General features: G+C 68.3%; 18 protein-coding genes. 11 read left to right on the top strand and 7 right to left on the bottom strand.

Going from position 1 to position 18,070, the window contains the following annotated elements; all coding sequences use genetic code 11:
* The first annotated feature begins 175 nt into the window (after positions 1-175).
* Together NP4_RS10795 and NP4_RS10790 are read left to right on the top strand one after the other, a co-directional pair.
* On the top strand, positions 176-1,879 hold the full coding sequence (locus NP4_RS10795) for a sensor histidine kinase (protein ID WP_245997902.1): 1,704 nt from the start codon (positions 176-178) through the stop codon (positions 1,877-1,879).
* On the top strand, positions 1,861-2,529 hold the full coding sequence (locus NP4_RS10790; RefSeq protein ID WP_067995770.1) for a response regulator: 669 nt from the start codon (positions 1,861-1,863) through the stop codon (positions 2,527-2,529). Before NP4_RS10795 ends, NP4_RS10790 begins: the two co-directional genes overlap by 19 nt.
* On the opposite strand, the gene NP4_RS10785 is transcribed toward NP4_RS10790, so the two are convergent.
* Genes NP4_RS10785 through NP4_RS10775 form a run of 3 tightly spaced genes read right to left on the bottom strand, consistent with a single transcriptional unit; the run spans position 2,530 to position 5,249 of the window.
* Positions 2,530-3,141 carry a class I SAM-dependent methyltransferase gene (locus NP4_RS10785; RefSeq protein WP_067995769.1) on the bottom strand — a complete coding sequence of 204 codons (612 nt, stop codon included), beginning with the start codon at positions 3,139-3,141 and terminating at the stop codon, positions 2,530-2,532. It abuts the gene before it with no gap.
* Between the two features lie 12 nt (positions 3,142-3,153).
* Positions 3,154-4,050 carry a phosphotransferase gene (locus tag NP4_RS10780; protein ID WP_082875742.1) on the bottom strand — a complete coding sequence of 299 codons (897 nt, stop codon included), beginning with the start codon at positions 4,048-4,050 and terminating at the stop codon, positions 3,154-3,156.
* On the bottom strand, positions 4,035-5,249 hold the full coding sequence (locus NP4_RS10775; RefSeq protein WP_067995762.1) for a helix-turn-helix domain-containing protein: 1,215 nt from the start codon (positions 5,247-5,249) through the stop codon (positions 4,035-4,037). Before NP4_RS10775 ends, NP4_RS10780 begins: the two co-directional genes overlap by 16 nt.
* Before the next feature lie 407 nt (positions 5,250-5,656).
* Between NP4_RS10775 and NP4_RS40830 the strand changes: the two genes are divergently transcribed.
* Together NP4_RS40830 and treZ are read left to right on the top strand one after the other, a co-directional pair.
* The gene (locus tag NP4_RS40830; protein ID WP_147287971.1) at positions 5,657-5,866 is read left to right on the top strand and encodes a hypothetical protein; all 210 of its coding nucleotides are present in this window, start codon (positions 5,657-5,659) and stop codon (positions 5,864-5,866) included.
* Positions 5,867-5,886: 20 nt separating this feature from the next.
* A complete protein-coding gene (gene treZ, locus NP4_RS10765) occupies positions 5,887-7,635 on the top strand; it encodes a malto-oligosyltrehalose trehalohydrolase (protein WP_067995759.1) in 1,749 nt (582 codons plus the stop codon).
* Here the strand turns inward: treZ and NP4_RS10760 are convergent.
* Positions 7,607-8,992 carry an alpha/beta hydrolase family protein gene (locus NP4_RS10760; protein ID WP_307596920.1) on the bottom strand — a complete coding sequence of 462 codons (1,386 nt, stop codon included), beginning with the start codon at positions 8,990-8,992 and terminating at the stop codon, positions 7,607-7,609. The two genes, treZ and NP4_RS10760, sit on opposite strands and share 29 nt — an antisense overlap.
* Positions 8,993-9,214: 222 nt before the next feature.
* Here NP4_RS10760 and NP4_RS10755 point away from each other — a divergent pair, with 222 nt between their 5' ends.
* From NP4_RS10755 to NP4_RS10745, 3 genes are all read left to right on the top strand, one after another.
* On the top strand, positions 9,215-10,465 hold the full coding sequence (locus tag NP4_RS10755) for a serine hydrolase domain-containing protein (protein ID WP_174556117.1): 1,251 nt from the start codon (positions 9,215-9,217) through the stop codon (positions 10,463-10,465).
* Between the two features lie 188 nt (positions 10,466-10,653).
* On the top strand, positions 10,654-11,271 hold the full coding sequence (locus NP4_RS10750; protein ID WP_067995753.1) for an FMN-binding negative transcriptional regulator: 618 nt from the start codon (positions 10,654-10,656) through the stop codon (positions 11,269-11,271).
* 73 nt (positions 11,272-11,344) lie between these two features.
* Positions 11,345-11,824, top strand: coding sequence for a hypothetical protein (locus NP4_RS10745; protein ID WP_067995751.1), 480 nt, complete (start codon positions 11,345-11,347; stop codon positions 11,822-11,824).
* Positions 11,825-12,286: 462 nt separating this feature from the next.
* Here the strand turns inward: NP4_RS10745 and NP4_RS10740 are convergent, their stop codons facing one another.
* Positions 12,287-13,144 (bottom strand): helix-turn-helix transcriptional regulator, encoded by an 858-nt coding sequence (locus NP4_RS10740; RefSeq protein ID WP_067995992.1) that lies wholly within the window; start codon positions 13,142-13,144, stop codon positions 12,287-12,289.
* Between the two features lie 73 nt (positions 13,145-13,217).
* Between NP4_RS10740 and NP4_RS10735 the strand changes: the two genes are divergently transcribed.
* Positions 13,218-13,823 carry a class I SAM-dependent methyltransferase gene (locus tag NP4_RS10735; protein ID WP_067995989.1) on the top strand — a complete coding sequence of 202 codons (606 nt, stop codon included), beginning with the start codon at positions 13,218-13,220 and terminating at the stop codon, positions 13,821-13,823.
* Here the strand turns inward: NP4_RS10735 and ilvA are convergent, their stop codons facing one another.
* Positions 13,824-15,179: a threonine ammonia-lyase IlvA gene (gene ilvA / locus NP4_RS10730; protein WP_067995739.1), complete on the bottom strand. Its 1,356-nt coding sequence runs from the start codon at positions 15,177-15,179 to the stop codon at positions 13,824-13,826.
* Positions 15,180-15,230: 51 nt separating this feature from the next.
* On the bottom strand, positions 15,231-15,665 hold the full coding sequence (locus tag NP4_RS10725; RefSeq protein ID WP_067995738.1) for a nitroreductase family deazaflavin-dependent oxidoreductase: 435 nt from the start codon (positions 15,663-15,665) through the stop codon (positions 15,231-15,233).
* An 87-nt stretch (positions 15,666-15,752) separates the two neighbouring features.
* Here NP4_RS10725 and NP4_RS10720 point away from each other — a divergent pair, with 87 nt between their 5' ends.
* From NP4_RS10720 to NP4_RS10710, 3 genes are all read left to right on the top strand, one after another.
* Positions 15,753-15,974: a hypothetical protein gene (locus NP4_RS10720; protein WP_062505091.1), complete on the top strand. Its 222-nt coding sequence runs from the start codon at positions 15,753-15,755 to the stop codon at positions 15,972-15,974.
* A gap of 66 nt (positions 15,975-16,040) precedes the next feature.
* Positions 16,041-16,928 (top strand): methyltransferase domain-containing protein, encoded by an 888-nt coding sequence (locus NP4_RS10715; protein ID WP_067995737.1) that lies wholly within the window; start codon positions 16,041-16,043, stop codon positions 16,926-16,928.
* 104 nt (positions 16,929-17,032) lie between these two features.
* The gene (locus tag NP4_RS10710; protein WP_245997903.1) at positions 17,033-18,040 is read left to right on the top strand and encodes a LacI family DNA-binding transcriptional regulator; all 1,008 of its coding nucleotides are present in this window, start codon (positions 17,033-17,035) and stop codon (positions 18,038-18,040) included.
* Positions 18,041-18,070: the final 30 nt, after the last annotated feature.

Below are 18,070 nucleotides of genomic sequence, written 5' to 3'. Positions count from 1 at the left end.
CTCCTGCAATTTCCTGCCGCACCGTGTGACGTGCGACTCGGGATTCGACCATAGGTGCCGCAGGTCACAGTGGATCGCTTGTGCGCACAACCTCCGCAACCCGCAATGTCCGCGTTCTGCGCATTGTGCTCGCGGCATTGTGATCATTCTGTGCACGGTGATACAAAGTGTCACGATGAGGATGTTCGGCCGCGCCGTGCGGTTGCGGACGCAGATCGTGTTGCTGCAGGTCGTGCTGGTCGCGCTGACGCTGGGTATCGCGTTCGGCGTATTCGCGTATGTGGGTGAGCAGCGGCTGTCCGGTGAGTACGGGCAGCGGGCGCTGGCGATAGCCCGCACCGTGGCGGCCGAGCCGGCGGTGCGCGCCGAGGTGGCTCGCTATTCGGCGGCAACCGCCGTGGGGCCGGAACTGTCGCAGGAGCTCGCCGGGGGACAGCTTGAGCGCGTCGCCGAGGAGGCCCGGGTGCGGACCGGTGCGCTGTACGTGGTGATCACCGACGATGCCGGAATTCGATTGGCGCATCCGGAGATCGTGCGGTTGGGGGAGCGGGTGAGCACCGATCCCTCCGCGGCCCTGGGCGGTTCGGAGGTGGTGATCCAGGAGCTGGGCACGCTCGGGGAGTCCGTGCGGGCGAAAGTGCCTGTGCTGCAGCCGGACAACCAGCGTGTGGTCGGCGAGGTGAGCGTCGGCATCTCCACCGCGGCCGTGCATCAGCAGCTGCTGCGCGATCTGCGCCGGGCCGCGCTGTTCGCCGCGGCGGCGCTGTTGGCGGGAGTGGTGGGGTCACTGCTGCTGGCCCGGCGCTGGCATGGGCTGACCCTCGGCCTGCAACCCGCGGAACTGGCCGAACTGGTGCGCGAGCAGGCCGCGGTGCTGCACGGGATCGGCGAGGGTGTAGTGGCCGTGGATACCCGCTGGCGCACGACCGTGATCAACGACGAGGCGCGACGGCTGCTCGGGATCGGTGCGGTCGGCGGGCTTCCGGTCGACGAGATCGGGCTCACCCCAAGGGTTCTGGAGGTCTTCCGTGCCGCGGACGGCCGTCCGGTGCCCGCCGCGGTGGGCGATCGGCTGGTGGTCCTGACCGCCCGCGAGGTCAGCCGCGACGGCCGCCCGCTGGGCGCGGTACTCAGCGTGCGCGACCGTACCGATGTGGAATCGCTGACCCGTCAACTGGACGCGGTCCGCTCGATGAGCACCGTCCTGCGCGCCCAGCGCCACGAATTCGCCAATCGCCTGCACCTGCTCAGCGGTCTGCTGCACGGCGGCCGCCCGGAGGAGGCCTCGCAGTACATCGACGAACTGCTGGGCTCCGGACCGCTCGGCGCGGCCCTACCCGGTATGGACGCCATCCGCGACCCGTATCTGCAGGCCTTCCTGGCCGCCAAGGCCGCCCACGCCCGCGAGAGCAATGTCCGCCTGCGCCTCGGTCCCAATACGTGGGTCGATGCCAATCTGATTGCGCCCGTGGAGGTCACGACCGTCCTGGGTAATCTGCTCGACAATGCCATCGAGGCCGTGCGGACAGTGGGATTCGACGACGATACGGAATCGGCCGATGCTCGACAGGTGGAGATCGAGCTGGTGCAGGAGGGCGCGACGCTGCACATCACCGTCGCCGACAGTGGGCCGGGTGTGCCGCCGGAGTTGGCGGAATCTGTATTCGCCGAAGGGGTTTCGACCAAGGCCGACGGCGGGGTGCCCGGCGGTCGGGGCGTGGGGTTGGCGTTGTCGCGGCAGGTGGCGCGGGCGCTGGGCGGGGATGTGGTGCTGGCGCATCCCGGTGGCGGCGAGACTTCCCCGGGCGGTGCGGAATTCATCGCACGGTTGCCGGGGGTGCTGGTAGAGGGAGAAGTGGTGTGGGCGCAGTCGATCTGAACGTACTGGTCGTGGACGACGATTTCCGGGTGGCGAATCTGCATGCCGGAATCGTCTCGGCGCTACCGGGTTTCGCGGTGGGGGCGGCAGTGCACACCTTGTCGGCGGCACGGTCTGCCATCGACACCGCGCGATTCGATCTGGCGCTGGTCGATGTCTATCTGCCCGACGGTTCGGGGATAGATCTGGTGCGCGAGATCCGATTCGACGCCATGATGCTGACCGCCGCGACCGAGGCCGATACCGTGCGCTCGGCCCTGAGCGCCGGGGCCCTGGCGTATCTGGTGAAGCCGTTCGATCATTCGGTGCTGGCCACCCGGCTGGCCGGATACGCCCGCTATCGCCGCCTGCTGTCGACCTCGGTGGTCACCGCCCGCGATATCGATACCGCGGTGGAGGCGCTGCGCCCGTTCGGCGCGGCGAGCCCCGTTGCCGCCCCCGCCTCGCCCACCAAAGAGCTTGTGCTACAGGCGATCCTGGACTCGCCCACGCCCATGTCGGCCGCCGAGGTCTCGGCCGTCACCGGCGTCTCGCGCGCCACCGCCCAGCGCTATCTGGCCACCCTGGTCGGCACGGGCACGCTGCGCATGCAGCTGCGCTACGGCAGTACCGGCCGCCCCGAACAGGAGTATTCGGCCGTGCCGCGCTGACTACGGCGAGACCGCCACGCCGAGGACCTGCGCCGCGAGCACCTTCGGATTCTCATAGAACGAATCCAGCTCCCGGACTTCGAAACCCGCCCGGTCCAGCAGGGCGGGGATATCGCGATTGAGATGGCAGCCGCCGAACAGGGTCTTCTGGACCGGGTTCAGTCGATGCTGCCACCGCTGGATGCCCGCATCGGGTGCGAGGCCGTGCTCGACGAAGTGCAGCGTGCCACCGGGGATCAGCACCCGGCGGATCTCTCGCAGCGCGGTATCGATATCCGGAATGGTGCACATGGTCCAGGTCGACAGCGCGCTGTCGAAGCTGTTGTCGGCGAACGGCAACGCCTGTCCGTCCAGTCCCGCGCGTTCCACCGGAACCGGCGCGTGGGCCAGTCGCTTCGCCGCGAGCTCCCAGCCCAGTCCGGCGGGTTCCACCGCGCTGACCACGGCCACGGTCTTCGGATAGAACGGCACATTGCGTCCGGAACCGAAACCGATCTCGACCACCCGGCCGGTCAGCCCGGAGCACACCCGGCGACGCTTGTCGTCGTGTAGCCGCGCCCCGCAGGACAGATCCACGATGCGCGGTAGCACCTGGTCACTGTAGATACCCACGGGCCCACTGTGTCACGCCACCGCGTGCCAGCGCACGTCGGCGCTGCGCGGATCCCGCAGGCTGCGCATCCGGTGGCACAATTCCGCGGCGGCGGCGAGGTCACCGGCCTCGGCGCGGCGGATGTAGGAGGTGAGGGTGTGCAGATCGCGGATCTGCCGCAGCACCTCGAAGCCCACCCACTCGCGCACGTCCCAGCCGTAGGCCAGACCGAATTCGTGCAGTTCGGTGGCGCTGTGGCCGAAGCGGACGCCGCCCTGATAGATATTGACCAGATCCAATTCGCGCGGCGCGATCGCGACCTCGTCCCAATCGCCCAGCAGCCCGCGGTCCTCGTCCCAGATCGTATTGCCGGGGTAGGCGTCGCCGTGCACCATGCCGATTCCGAGCCGGGACTCGAGCCCGTCGTACTGCCCCAGCAGCAGCGTCCGGCGCTCGTCGAGCCAACGCCGATCGGATTCGGGCAGCGTGCGCGGGCCCGCGTCGAGTACCTGCGCCAACCCGTCCAGCGGTCGATAGCGCGGTAGTTCGAACGGCGGATCGGAGAGGCCGTGCAGATCGCGCAGAATCGCGCCGAGCTCCCGGGCGGGCGGGCGGGAGCGATCGGGCTGCGGGTAGTAGCGCCAGAATGTGACCGTGGCCCCGGCGATTTCGACCACCTCGTCGCGCGCGGGTTCGGTCACCGCGAGGCCCTGGTCGGCCAGCCAGCGGGCGATCGCGACCGAGGCCCGGGCGCGCAGCCCGCGGTTGTCCGTATCGCTGATCCGGACGACCACGCGTTCGCGTTCGAGGACGTAGACGATATTGGAGTGGGCGTGCACCAGCCGGGCGCTGTGCGCGGCCAGACCCACACGGCGGCAGGCGAATTCCAGAATGTGTCCGGCGGGCCGGTCGATCAGTGCTGTGTCCATGTCTCGGGAGTTCTGAAGGAGGAGATTTCGTCACGGAGTCGGCGGCCGGTCCCGGACTGGCCCTGCAGATGGGTGTCCACCTGCCGCAGGCCCTCCAGCACCGGATGGATGCGTTGCCCCGGCGGCAGCGCCAGGACCGGTGTCAGGACCTCGCCCGCGCCGTCGACCGACCCGTGCGCGATCCGGGCGATCGCCACGTCCACGCGGGCGAGCGCCTCGTCGCCGTAGCTGCGTTCGTGGCTCGGCCCCGTTTGATAGGCGGTGATCGCCCTGTTCGCCCAGCGCTCGGCCTCGTCGTAATCGCCGATCAGGCGGAAGGCGCTGCCGATGTAGTAGGACGCCTTGGTCATCGAGAACCGCAGCACCCCACCGAATTCGGTGATGTCGTCGACATCACCGGCCTGTTCGCCGGCCGCCAAGGCCCGGGACACCGCGGCCCGCACCTGTTCGGCCCGGCCGAGCCGAGCCGCGCAGCGGGCCTCCAGCGCGGCCAGTCGGACGCGCTGCTCACCCGGCGGCGCCACCAGCGCGCCCTGCTGGGCGAATTCGATGGCCTTGGCCGGATTTCCGCTCCACTCGGCGATCAGCGCCTTGGCCCCGTCGGCCCAGGCCAACAGTGCGGTGTGCTGGGCCCGTTCGGCCAGCCGTTCGGCCGCGAGCGCGTGCTGCATCGCCGCTACCGAATTACCCAGATTGTCGGTGACCTGCGCCAGCAGCACGATCGCCGCGCCGCCGAGGAACATCAGCTCTCGCGCGCGGGAGGGTGAGGGGCCGTGCCGCAGCAGCTGCCACACCTGATCGCGTAGCAACTGCAGATCGTTGAACAGCGGTTGCGGTGGTGCGTGGACGTAGCTGGACGCGATCCGCGTGATCTCGTAGTGCAGGCTGTCGACCGAAAGCTGGTCGGCCCCTTCGCCGGTCGCCCAGTCGGCGAAGGCCAGCGAGCGGGCGGCGGCCGCGCTGATGCCGTCGGGGGCGAACGCCCCGCACTCGCTCGCCAGCGACATCAGCGAGCCCCCGGCGTCGAGTTCGGCGTCGAGATCCTGCGCGATCTTGAGCGGCGGTCTGCGCAGACCGTTCTCGATCCGCGACAGCGCCCCCGCGTCGTATCGAATGCTTTTGGCCAGGCTGCGCAGGGACCTGTCCTGTTGCAGGCGCAAGCGCCGCAACTCACCCCCGAATGTCTGCCAGTCGTTCATACCGCTAACAATCCGTTTCAGTACAACAACTTTCACCACTCGTTGCGCAGTCATGGCAACTACTGGCAACACCGCAACGCTACCGCATAACGCACATCTGCAAGCACAATTGCACGTGCATTCGGTGTGAAAAATCGGTCTCGATTCGTGGAGACCGAGCGGTCGGTGACCGAGTTGTGCCGAATGCCCAAGATTAGCGGAGCCAAGAGGCGGTTCACGATGGAACCATCGGAAGTCACTGGGGTGTACGGCGTTTCGATCGCCGATACACAGAGGTTCGGATGTGCTCGGGTGGATTCGCGGTTACGTCGTTTCACGAAGATCTCCGCGTTCTGCGCGGGCGCCAATCAGGGGCGGCGCGCGGCGCGGCGATCGGTGCGATCGGCTGCCCGCGTTCCGGAGCACCGGTGAACCGGCATGTGCGGCGTGCCCGGCCGCTCACCGTGAACGGCGCACATCTGATCTGGCAGGCCCATCGGCGCTGCCGAATCGATGGCTGCCCGCAGAAGGCCGCCGCGCTGGTGGTGCTGGTCGAGGCGGGGAAGGTGCGGCTGGACAGTTCCCGGCTGCCGTATCTCGAACAGCTCCACGACCTCCTCGAACGCCGCCGCGGCTAGCGGGCTGCCATGCTGGGGCGGTGACCTTGTTCGAGGTGTGGGCGCCGCGGGCGCGGCGAGTGCGGGTCGAGGTGGACGGTCGCGTATCCGAGATGTCGGCGGATACGTCCGGATGGTGGCGGGTCGAACTCGCGGCGGGTGACGACGCCCGCTACGGATTTCTGCTCGACGACGATCCGGCCGTCCTACCCGATCCGCGCTCGCCGCGTCAGCCCGACGGTGTGCACGGGCATTCGGCCGTGCACACGCTCGACACCGGCCGGTGGACCGATTCCGGGTGGACCGGGCGGCCGCTGGCCGGGTCGGTGATCTACGAGCTGCACATCGGGACGTTCACCCCCGAGGGCACATTCGACGCGGCGATCGGGCGGCTCGATCATCTGGTGGCGCTCGGGATCACCACGGTCGAGGTGATGCCGGTCAACGCGTTCAACGGCGTGCGCAACTGGGGGTACGACGGTGTGCTGTGGTACGCGGTGCACGAACCCTACGGCGGTCCGGATGGGTTGCAGCGCTTCGTCGATGCCTGCCATGCGCGGGGTTTGGCGGTGGCGTTGGATGTGGTCTACAACCATCTCGGGCCCTCGGGTAACTATCTGCCGCGGTTCGGACCGTATCTGAGCGAGGGTCGCAACACTTGGGGCCAGAGCGTGAATCTGGACGGTCCGGGGTCCGACGAGGTGCGGCGGTTCATCGTCGACAACGCGCTGCGGTGGTTCGACGAGTTCCATATCGACGCGCTGCGGTTGGACGCGGTGCACGCGCTCGTCGATCATCGGGCGATCCACCTGCTCGAGCAACTGGCGGTGGAGGTCGAGCGGCTCTCGGCGCGCGTCGGGCGGCCGTTGACGCTGATCGCGGAGAGCGATCTGAACGATCCGCGGTTGATCACCGCGCGTGCGGCCGGTGGGTTCGGGTTGCACGGGCAGTGGAACGACGATCTGCATCACGCCGTACATGCCGCGGTGTCCGGCGAAAGGCAGGGCTACTACGCGGATTTCGGTTCACTGGGCTGCCTGTCGGAGACATTGCGGCGCGGATTCTTCCATGCCGCAACGTATTCCAGCTTCCGAGGACGAGTGCACGGGCGGCCGTTGAATACCCGGGTGGTGCCCGGTAGCGCGCTGCTGGCCTACACCTGCACCCACGATCAGGTGGGCAATCGCGCGCTCGGTGATCGGCCGAGCGCGTATCTGGACGGCGGGCAGTTGGCGATCAAGGCGGCGCTGGTGCTGTTGTCGGCGTATACGCCGATGCTGTTCATGGGGGAGGAATGGGGTGCGCGCACGCCGTTCCAGTTCTTCACCTCGCATCCGGAACCGGAGTTGGCCGCGGCCGTCGCGCATGGGCGCAAGGAGGAGTTCGCCGAGCACGGGTGGGCGGCGGCCGAGGTGCCCGATCCGCAGGATCCGGCGACGTTCGAGCGGTCGAAGCTGAACTGGGCCGAACTCGGTGAGCCGGAGCAGGCGCGGCTGCTCGAGTGTTATCGCACGCTGCTGGCGCTGCGGCGCGAGTACGCCGATATCGCCGATCCGTGGCTGGCCGGGGTGGGGGTCGAGTTCGACGACGACAAGGGGTGGATCGCGGTGTGCCGCAATCGGATTCGTCTGGTGTGCAATCTGTCCGCGGCGGCCGTGGTCGTGCCGTTCGTCGGTGCCGTGCTGGCCTCGTGGGACGAGGTCGAGCCGAATGCCGCGGGCACCGCGGTCCCGGGGCATTCGTTCGTGGTGCTCGAGGCGGTCAGCGACCGGGCGGGAAACGCTTGGTGAGCCAGGCGGTGATGTAGTCCAGAACCTCTGGGGCCATGGTGGTTTCGATGGTCGGGTATTCGGCGGGCAGGCCCGATCCGGCCGGTTGCATCAGATGGTTGAGGCCGTCGAAGACATGGATATCGGCATCGGGATCAGCGGCCAGATCCCGGCGGGCCAGCGGTTCGCTCTGGGCGGCCGGGACCTGGAGATCCTTGCTGCCGTAGAAGGCGAGGACCGGCATGCGCAGGGCCTGCAGGGCCGGGGCGGGGTCGTAGGAGATGAACGACGCCCAGTACGGGGAGGTGTAGAAGTCGATCTGCGCGGGGGTGGCCTGTTCGTTCGCGGGGATCGAGGCATTGTGGTCGAGCAGGTACCGGCGCACCTGTTCCATATCGCCGGTGCGGATCAATGTGGCCAGGGTGCTGACGAATTCGGTCTGTTTGCGCAGTTCCTCGGGGCTGGCGCCCTGGGCGGTGAGCAGGAGTTTGTTCTGCTCCAGCAGCACATCCGAACCCGAGGCGGCCGGGCCCGCCATCATGATCACGAAGGCCACGCCGCTGTCGGGGCGCGAGGCGACCAGCGGGCCGAGGTAGCCGCCCTCGCTGTGGCCGAGCAGGCCGATGCGGTTGCGGTCGATGTCGGTGCGGGTGCGCAGGAAGGTTGTTCCGGATACGACGTCGTTGGACAGGTCGCGGTAGTCGGCGCTGTCGAGTTTGCCGCCGGTGCCGCCGACGCCGCGGTCGTCGGTGCGCAGGACGGCGTAGCCCGCCCTGGTCAAGGTGTCGGCGAGGAGCAGGAAGGGCTTGTGGCCCAGCAGTTCCTCGTTACGGTCCTGGGCGCCGCTGCCGCTGATCAGGATCACCGCGGGGTGCGGGCCGGGGGTGTTGGGCTCGGTGAGCGTGCCCGCGATGGTGATATCGCCGCTGCGATAGGTGACGTCCTCGGATTTGTACGGCCACGGTGGTTTCGGTTCCTGCGGACGCGGCGGCGGGGGCACCTTGCCGCGGTTCATCGTCAGGGGTAGCTGGTTGCCGGATTGGCTGAATGTGCCGGTGAGGGTGTCGGCCGCGCGGTCGTGGCGGCCCTTGAAGGTCGGGACGCCGGGGATGTCGGGGATGGTGAAGCCGACATTGTCCGGATCGGTGGTGACCTGGATGGTGGGTTTGTCGTAGATGCCCTGTTCGGGGATGGTGACCGTGATGGTCGCGTCCCTGGTGACGGTGATGCCCAGGGGGAGCGCGTGGTTGGGCAGGGCGAGCGTGCCGTTCCAGTCGCCGACCAGATCCTGGGCGGGGGCCTTGGTCGGCGTGGGCGCGGGCGATGGCGCTTTCGAGCAGGCCGATACCAGGGCTGGGAGGAGTAGTACGACGGCCACTGATCGCAACGATCGCATAACTCAGCGTATCCATCGGTGTGGGGTCGGGGCGTGGGGTTCGGTGATATTCGACGGACGTTCTCGCAGATCGCGGCGTGTCTCGAGGTGGGGTCACGATGTGGTCGCGGCCCGGTGAGCGGGGGCGGTCGGGTGGGTGGACGGGAAATCACCGGTCGGCCAACATCATTGCCGACCGCTGTTGTTCGCAAGTACCGTGGGTATGTGAGCAACGACGCTTTTTCCTCCGCTACCGCGGATCTTCCCGCCGATATGGGCGGGCATGCGGCCGCCGAATTCGAACCGCTGGTGCGTACCTTCGCCAGGTTGGTGGGCAATCGGCGCGGAGCCGGTGGGGCCCTGTCGGTGCATCGGCACGGTCGGGTGCTGGCGGAGGTGTGGACCGGGGAGGCGGCGCCGGGGGTGGCGTGGACGCGCGATACCGGCAGCATCGTGTTCTCGGCGACGAAAGGTATCGCGGCAACGGTTGTTCACCGTCTCGCCGATCGCGGGCTGATCGATTACGACCTGCCTGTGGCTGCGTACTGGCCGGAGTTCGGCGCGGCCGGTAAGGATCGAATCACGGTGCGGCAGTTGCTTACTCATCGAGCCGGGCTGTCCGGGCTGGCGCCGATCGCCGCCGGGTTGGACGAGGTGCTCGATCATCGGCTGATGGAGCAGCGGCTCGCGGCGGCGAAACCCGATCGGCTGCTGGGTGTTCCGGCTTATCACGCGTTGACGTTCGGGTGGCTGCTGTCCGGGCTGGCGCGGTCGGTGACCGGTCGGGGGATGGGGGAGTTGATCCGCAGCGAGGTCGCCGAACCGCTCGGGATCGACGGGATGTATCTGGGCCGACCGCCCGCGGACACCGCCATGTCGGTCGCGGCACTGTCGGGATCGCGTTTGGCCGCAGCGGGTTCCGTGATCGGCGCGATGTTCCTCGGCCGTGCCTCCGGCATCCCCGGCGCGCCCGGCGCGGCCACTCGCGCCCTGTTCCTCCCCGGCCTCGAGGCCCTGCTGGAGGGCGACGAACCACCCATCCTGAACACAGAGCTGGCCGCCGGCAACGGCGTATGTACCTCGAGCGCCCTGGCCACCATGTACGGCGCCCTGGCCTGCGGCGGCACCGCCAACGGCCGACAGTACCTGTCCGCCAACACGATCCGCTCCCTACGCAAGGTCCAAACCCTTCACCTCGACCACGCCCTGTTCTACCTCCCCATGCTCTGGCACCTCGGTTACCACTCCCTCCCCGCCCCCGGCGCCCCCGCCGGTTTCGGCCACATCGGCCTGGGCGGCTCCTTCGGCTGGGCCGACCCCCGCTCGGGACTATCGATAGGTTTCGTCCACAACCGCCTGACCCTCAACAAATTCGCCTGGGACCAAATAGCCGCCAGCTGGATCCTCCCCCTGGCCGTCCGCAACGCCCGCCCCACCACGGGCCCCGCCCACCTCCCACAACCCCAAGCAGCCTGACCCCAGCCCTCGCTTCGCTCGGGCGGGGGAAGGGGAAACTCGGGCGGGGAAGGGGAAAGTCGCCCGTCTCGATTCCGAGTGGGAAATCCATATTCCCGCCCGAGCGAAGCGAGGGCTGGGGTTGGCTCAGGGCCAGTGTTGGGGAAGCGGATCTGTTGGTTCGGGTGGGGTTCGGTCAGGGTGGGGGCATGTATATTCCCGCGTCTTTCGTTCCCGATGAGCAGGCTGTGCGTGAGTTGCTCGGGCGGTGTGGGGCTGCCGATTTGATTACGGTGACGGCGGAGGGGATTGTTGCCACGACGTTGCCGCTTGTGTATGACGGGGCGGGGGAGGGGGTGTTGCGAGGGCATTTGGCTCGGGTCAATGAGCAGTGGAGGCGGCCTGTGATTGGGGAGGCGATGGTTATTGTGCGAGGGCCGGATGCGTATGTGTCGCCGGGGTGGTATCCGAGTAAGGGGGAGCATGGGCGGGTGGTGCCTACTTGGAATTATGTGACGGCGCATGTCTATGGGCGGCTGACGGTGCATGATGATCCGGCGTGGGTGGAGCGGAATGTCGTCGAGTTGTCCGAGCGGCACGAGGGTGGGCGGGTGAATCCGTGGTCGGTGGATGACGCTCCGCCGCAATTCATTTCGGGACTGCTGCGGGCGATCGTCGGGGTCGAGTTGTCGATCACCCGGATCGAGGCGAAATTCAAGCTCAGCCAGAATCGGCCGTCCGCCGATATCGACGGCGTGATCTCGGGGCTGAGCGCTGACGGGCACGAAGCCGCCGCAGCGGCAGTGCGCAACGCCCGGCCAGCGTGAACCGCTCGCCCGAATAGGCGCTCCCGCAGGGGGTATCCGGCCGCCGGAAACCTACCGTAGGAGGCGTTTTCCCATGACAACTCGGCTTACTCGTTTCGCCGTGTCCACGGCTGCGGCCGGGGCGGCGGTGCTGGCGGCGACGGGACAGGCGGTGGCCGCGCCCGTCGGCGTATCGATCGACGGCAATATGCAAGTGATGGGCATGAACGTGCTGCACATCAATGCACAGGGCACGGGCGACGGCCCGGCCACCGGAACCTATCTGGCCACGGCCCAATTCGGGAATATGCCGTTGCCGGTGCAGGTCACCGGCCCGGTCACCTGCCTGAGAGTGAACGGCGACACCGTGTCACTGGTCTACCCGATCACCACGACCCAGCCCATCATGCTGTTCCCCCCGGATTCCATGGCGGTCCAGATCACCGTAACCAAGGGCCACAACGGCCAGCCGAATATGATCGGCTACGGAATCCCCATGCCCACCACCATGTTCCGCGATTGCATGCCGGGACCGACACCGATGGTGTTCGACGGGTCGGTTGATATCAGCTGAGCGGGGCCCTGCACCGCCCGCTGGGCGGACGGTGCAGGGAAACAAGGGGGCGGCGGGCCGGGGAGCGCAGGGAAACATGCGGGTAGCGGGCCGGGCGGTGCAGGGAAATATGCGGGCGGCGGGCCGGAGGGCGCAGGGAAATATGCGGGCGGCGGGCCGGAGGGCGCAGGGAAATATGCGGGTAGCGGGCCGGAGGGCGCAGGGAAACATGCGTGTAGCGGGCCGGAGGGCGCAGGGAAACATGCGGGTAGCGGGCCGGGCGGTGCAGCGAAACATGCGGGTAGCGGGCCGGGGAGCGCAGGGAACAAGCGGGTAGCGGGCCTGAGGGCCACAAGGGGGCGGGGTCGGACGGTGCATCGTTCGGAATCCGATTGTCCCGTGCGGAATTCTCCTTTTTCTTCCCGTGCGACCTCCTTTTCCTCCCCGGCGGAATCCTCCCCTTTCCCCGAGCGAAGCGAGGGGTCAGGTGGGGGAGTTGATCCGGAAGGTTCGGGGTGGGAGGCCGTGGGTTCGGCGGAATTGGCGGGTGAAGTAGCCGGGGTCGGGGAGGCCCACTCGGCGGGCTATTTCGGAGATGGGGAGGGTGGTTTCGGTCAGGAGGCGGCGGGCCTGGGTCATGCGGTGGTGCAGGATCCAGTCTTGGACTGTGCGGCCGGTGCGGTGGCGGACGACGGTGGTGAGGTAGCCGGGGGTGAGGTTGACCGTGCGGGCTATGTCGCTGAGGGAGAGGGGTTCGTGGTGGCGTTTGTCGATGATGTCGAAGACCTCGGCCAGGAGCGGTTCGCCGCTGCGGCGTAGGTCGCCGACCACGTCGGCCGCTATGCGGGACAGGTCGATCAGGAGCAGGGTGAGATGGGCTCGGGTGGCTTGGCGGTAGCCGTCGTGGCGTTCGGTGAGTTCGGCTTCGATGGCGGCGATCGCGTTGTCCCACAGCGGGCGTCGCTCCGGCGGGATGGTCAGCCTCAGCAGGCCGTCGCGTCTGCCGTGCAGGAACGGATAGAGCAGCGGATGCGAATGCCAGGCGGGCCACGGCGCGCGGGCATCCTCGCCCAGCGCGGCCGGATCGAACATGACCGCGGTGCCCATACCGTCGATCCCCGCCGCGGTGCCGTCGACGACCTCGCCCGCGGCGACCACGCAGACCGTGCCGCTGGCCGCGCTGTACCAGAGCACCGGGAAGTCATGGATATGCGGATGCCCGGTCGGCCGCGTCGACGGGTCGTAGCGCATGAGTGAAACCGGCGGCGTGAGTGGATCGCTGCGATAGCCGTAAACGGGTACCCCGCCTTGATGCCGCACCAGCCGAGCCGCCTGATTCATATACCGAAGATAGTCCCAGTCCTGCCGATGATCACCCAACTTCTCTGCATGTAATGCGATCACTATGGAATTCATGACCGAACATCATCCTCATCCAGTGCTCCGCCGACTGACCGACCGCCACGACTACCTGCCCGCCTTCGGCATCGACGCCCTGCTGCCCGCCTATGATCTGCTCACCCGACTGCTCGGCGCACCGCAGCTGCACCGCCGCCTGATCGACCAGGCCGAACTCGCCCCGGGCCATCGGATACTCGAGATCGGTTGTGGCACCGGCAATCTCACCGTGATGGCCGCCCGATCCCAACCCGCCGCCGAGGTGATCGGCTCCGACCCCGATCCGAAGGCCCTTCTGCGGGCGCAGCGAAAGATCAACGGCCGCAGCGGAATCCGCTTCGAACGCGCCTACGCCCAGGATCTGCCCTACGCCGACGGCGAATACGACCGCGTGCTCTCGGCGCTCATGCTCCACCACCTGCCCGCCGACACCCGGGCCGCGGCCGCCGCCGAGGCGCTGCGCGTGCTACGCCCCGGCGGCCGCCTGCACCTGGTGGATATCGGCGGCGACGAGATCGCCGAGACGCTGACCGCCGCCGGATTCGACTGCGCCCTGGTCGCTTCCGAGCACCGCCGCCGCCTGGGCCGAGTCGCCTACTACCGGGCCGAACGCCCGGCGTGATCAGGTGAGATAGCGGTAGGCGGGCGAATCGGGCTCCAGCCGCTCGCACTGGATGGGCGAATGCCGAATCCGCTTCAACAGCGGATCCAGCCCCTCCGGCGAGCCGAGTTCGATACCCACCAGCGCCGCACCGGTTTCCCGATTGTTGCGCTTGACGTACTCGAACAGCGTGACATCGTCCTCGGGCCCGAGCACCTCGTCCAGAAACCGCCGCAGCGCACCGGGCTCCTGCGGGAAGTCGACCAGGAAGTAGTGCTTGAGTCCCTGATGGACCAGCGACCGCTCGATGATCTCGCCATAGCGGGACACGTCGTTATTACCGCCGGACACCAGGCACACCACCGTGGCGCCCGGTTCGATCCGGACCGTCGGCAGCGCCGCGACCGCCAGCGCACCCGCGGGTTCGGCGATGATGCCCTCGTTCTGATACAGCTCGAGCATCGTCGTGCAGATCGCGCCCTCGTCGACCAGTGAGATGCGGAAAGATCCCGCGCCGCTGGGCGATTCGGTCGCGGTCAGCAGCGGTAGCGAGGCGTGCGAGATGACCCGCCCGCCGAATTTGGCGACCGTGGCATAGGGCAGTTCGCCGATCCGGCGCACCGCCGCGCCGTCGACGAACGGATCGATCTCCGGCAGCGTCACCGGCCCGCCCGCCACCAGCGCGGCGGTCATCGACGCCGCACCCGACGGCTCCACGCCGAGAATCGCCGTCGCGGGCGACCGCTCGCGCAGATAGGTCCCGATCCCGGCCAGGCAGCCACCGCCGCCGACCGGCACGATCACCAGATCCGGTGTGTGCCCGAGCTGTTCGAGGATTTCCGCGGCGATGGTGCCCTGGCCGGCGGCGGTGCGGGGATCGTCGAAGGGCGGAACCATGGTCGCACCGGTGCGGGCGACGTCGTCGGCGGCCGCGGCGGCCGCGGCGTCGTAGGTGTCGCCGATCGCGATCAGTTCCACGAACTGGCCGCCGTGCGCGCGAATGCGGTCGCGCTTCTGCTTCGGCGTGGTGGTCGGCACGTAGATGCGACCCGAGATGCCCATCGCCCGGCACGCGAATGCCACGCCCTGCGCGTGATTTCCGGCGCTCGCGGTCACCACGCCCGCGGCGCGTTCGGCGGGGGTGAGCTGGACGATCAGGTTGTAGGCGCCGCGCAGTTTGTAGGAGCGGACGGAGGTGAGGTCCTCGCGTTTGACGTAGACGTTCGCTCCGGTCAGCGCGGACAACCGGTCCACCCGCTGTAGCGGCGTCGGCTGAATGATGTCGGAAATTCGCTCGGCGGCAGCATCGATCTCGTCCGCGCTCAGTTCGGGCAGCGGACCGGATACTTTCTCTGCGAGATCAAGCGGATTCGACACCCGAACATGCTATCCGGGGGCGTCGCGGGCGCCCTCGGCCGCATGCGGAAACTACCGCGGGCTGAGCACGAACAGCGGAATCTCGCGTTCGGTCTTCTTCTGGTACTCGGCGTAGTCGGGCCAGGCCTCGACCGCGCGCTTCCACCACCGGGCCTTCTCGTCGCCGAAGACCTCGCGGGCGGTGTAGTCCTTGACCACCTCGCGATCGCGCAGTTCGACGTGCGGGTTGGCCTTGACGTTGTAGTACCAGACCGGATGCTTCGGCGCCCCGCCCAGCGAGGCGACCACGGCATACTCGCCGTCGTGCTCGATGCGCATCAGTGGGGTCTTGCGCAGTTTGCCGGTCTTGGCTCCCTTGGTGGTCAGCAGGACGACGGGTTTGCCCCGCATGGTGTTGCCCTCGGCGCCGTTGCTGGCCTCGTACTGTTCCGCGTGCTGGCGGGACTCGTCCAATGCGCTGGGCTCATATTCTCCGGTCAGTGGCATACCTCTGGTAATTCCCCGGCAACCGATCGAATAAGCCCGCAAGAAAGTTCGTCTACCCGAACTTGACAGTCCGAGTACCCTGACTACATGGCAGCGGTCAACCCCACCCCGCGGTCGGCGAGCATTGATATCGCCGGGACGGCGTGGCCCGTGTACAAAATCGAGGCTCTGGCCCTCGCGCTGCTGACCTGTGTCGTTCTCGCCGTGGTCACCGGTTCGCTGCAGGCGGCCGTGCTGGCCGCGGCCGCGGTGGCGACGTTGCGCTGGGTTATTGCCGCCGCGCGGGGGAAGTGGCAGCCGTCACGTTGATAAACCGGGGGGTCTGCGCGAATCGTAGTGTCGGCTGATTGTTTGCTCCGAACTGCGAGGCGATGTATGACCGATAGCGCGCATGCTCTGTCGTTCCACGAGAGCACCGACGTCGGGCGTCTCGACGAACAGGTGTGGCTGCTGGACGTGCAGGATCGAGTGCCCGGCATCCAATATTTGCGGGAGTGGTCGCGCGCGGCCCTGGCGTTGCGGCCCGGCGAGCGTGTACTCGATGTGGGCAGCGGCACCGGAACCGAGGTGCTGGCAGCGGCGGAAGAGGTCGGGCCGACCGGAGCATCCGTGGGTATCGATCCCAACGCCGGCATGATCGAGCTCGCCCGCGAGCGCGCGGCAAATCTGGTCGGCGCCGCCGCCGCGAGTGCGGGACACGGGTCTCGACCGAGTGCGGAAGGAGTCGAGGGCGAAGGAATCGGTTTCGGGGGACCGGTCGATTTCGTCACCGGCTCGGTCTATCGCCTGCCGTTTCCGGACGCGTCCTTCGACGCCGTCCGATGCGAGCGGGTCTATCAGCATCTGCAGGACCCGCGGGCGGCGACCGCCGAGATCGCGCGCGTGCTGCGCCCCGGCGGGCGTGTGGCGCTGATCGACACCGACTGGTACACCACGATCGTGCATCCGGCCGATCCGGTGATCCTGCGCGCGCTGCACGACTTCATGCTGGCCGGGGTGCCCAATCCCGCGGCGGGACGGCGGCTGCGCGGGCAACTCGCGACGGCGGGCTGTGTCATCGATCGGATCACATCCGCGGCGGGCGTGTGGGAACCCCGGCAGTTCCGACCGCCCTATGCCGAACTCGCCCGGCGCGCCGAGGCCGCCGGGGCGATCAGCGCCGCCCAGCGCGAGCAATTCCTGGCCGATCTGGACGCCGGCGTCGCCGCCGACGACTATCACGTCTCCGTCACCCTCGTCGCGGTCCTCGCGCACAAGCCGTAACCGATTGCCGCCGAACGGATTCCCCTCGAACGCCGCGGTTTCGGCGGTCCGGCGCGCCGGACCGCTAACCTGAGACCGGGATCGGGTGCACCGGAAGGCGGGATGTGACGGACAGACAACGACCGGCGGTGATGACCGACGTCGCCAAGCTGGCGGGGGTTTCGCATCAGACGGTCTCGCGTGTGCTCAACGGTAGCCCGCAGGTGCGGCCGGAGACCCGTGAGCGGGTATTGGCCGCGGTCGCCGAACTCGGCTACCGGCCCAACGCGATGGCCCGCGGACTGGTGAGCAGGCGTTCCAAGGTGCTCGGCGTGGTCACCTTCGACACCATCCTCTACGGTCCGGCCTGCATGCTGCTGGGTATCGAAAGGGCCGCGCGCGCAGCGGGTTACGGCGTCGGCATCGTCACCCTCGAGCAGGTCGATCGCGACAGCGTGCTCGCCGCGGTGAACACCCTTGCCGGACAGGGTGTCGACGGGGTGATCGTGATCGCCCCGCAGGAGGCCGCGGCCGCGGCGCTGCACAGTTTGCCCACCCCGCTGGCGGCGGTGGTGGTGGAGGCCGGGCGCGAGGTGGGGCTGCCGTCGGTGGCGGTGGATCAGTTCGAGGGCGCGCGCTTGGCGGTGCGGCATCTGCTCGACCTCGGCCACGAGACGGTGTGGCATCTGGCCGGACCGGACGGCTTCGGCGAGGCGCGCGATCGCCGCGAGGGCTGGCAGCGCACACTCGCCGCCGCGGGTGCGCCCGTACCGCCCCCCGGCGTGGGGGACTGGAGTGCGCGCTCGGGATATGAGGCCGGGCTCGCACTGGCCGAAAACCCTGAGGTCACGGCATTATTCGTCGCCAATGACCAGATGGCCCTCGGCGTGCTGCGGGCCTTCGCCGAACGCGGTATCGGCGTGCCCGGCCGGGTGTCGGTGGTCGGATTCGACGATATTCCCGAGGCCGCCTATCTGACGCCGTCGCTGACCACCGTGCGCCAGGATTTCGACGAGGTCGGTCGGCGCAGTATGCGATTGCTGCGGCAGTTGATCGAGTCCGTCGAACCGGAGCCGCAACCGCCTGTGGCCCCGACGCTGGTGGTGCGGGAAAGCTCGGCCGCGCCGCGTTGAACCGCGTGTCCACCCTGGGCAGATAGCCGT

Origin of the sequence: Nocardia pseudobrasiliensis NBRC 108224 (genome assembly GCF_001613105.1) — a bacterium.
In the GTDB taxonomy this organism is placed as follows: Bacteria; Actinomycetota; Actinomycetes; order Mycobacteriales; family Mycobacteriaceae; genus Nocardia; species Nocardia pseudobrasiliensis.
This window is presented reverse-complemented; position numbering and strand designations above follow the sequence as displayed.

What these genes read in the sequence shown, in the direction of transcription:
- NP4_RS10725 (WP_067995738.1), bottom strand. Translation starts at nt 15,665, where the DNA reads ATGCCACTGACCGGAGAATATGAGCCCAGCGCATTGGACGAGTCCCGC.
- NP4_RS10795 (WP_245997902.1), top strand. Translation starts at nt 176, where the DNA reads ATGAGGATGTTCGGCCGCGCCGTGCGGTTGCGGACGCAGATCGTGTTG.
- NP4_RS10745 (WP_067995751.1), top strand. Translation starts at nt 11,345, where the DNA reads ATGACAACTCGGCTTACTCGTTTCGCCGTGTCCACGGCTGCGGCCGGG.
- NP4_RS10775 (WP_067995762.1), bottom strand. Translation starts at nt 5,249, where the DNA reads ATGAACGACTGGCAGACATTCGGGGGTGAGTTGCGGCGCTTGCGCCTG.
- NP4_RS10720 (WP_062505091.1), top strand. Translation starts at nt 15,753, where the DNA reads ATGGCAGCGGTCAACCCCACCCCGCGGTCGGCGAGCATTGATATCGCC.
- NP4_RS10735 (WP_067995989.1), top strand. Translation starts at nt 13,218, where the DNA reads ATGACCGAACATCATCCTCATCCAGTGCTCCGCCGACTGACCGACCGC.
- NP4_RS10740 (WP_067995992.1), bottom strand. Translation starts at nt 13,144, where the DNA reads ATGAATCAGGCGGCTCGGCTGGTGCGGCATCAAGGCGGGGTACCCGTT.
- NP4_RS10780 (WP_082875742.1), bottom strand. Translation starts at nt 4,050, where the DNA reads ATGGACACAGCACTGATCGACCGGCCCGCCGGACACATTCTGGAATTC.
- NP4_RS10715 (WP_067995737.1), top strand. Translation starts at nt 16,041, where the DNA reads ATGACCGATAGCGCGCATGCTCTGTCGTTCCACGAGAGCACCGACGTC.
- NP4_RS10750 (WP_067995753.1), top strand. Translation starts at nt 10,654, where the DNA reads ATGTATATTCCCGCGTCTTTCGTTCCCGATGAGCAGGCTGTGCGTGAG.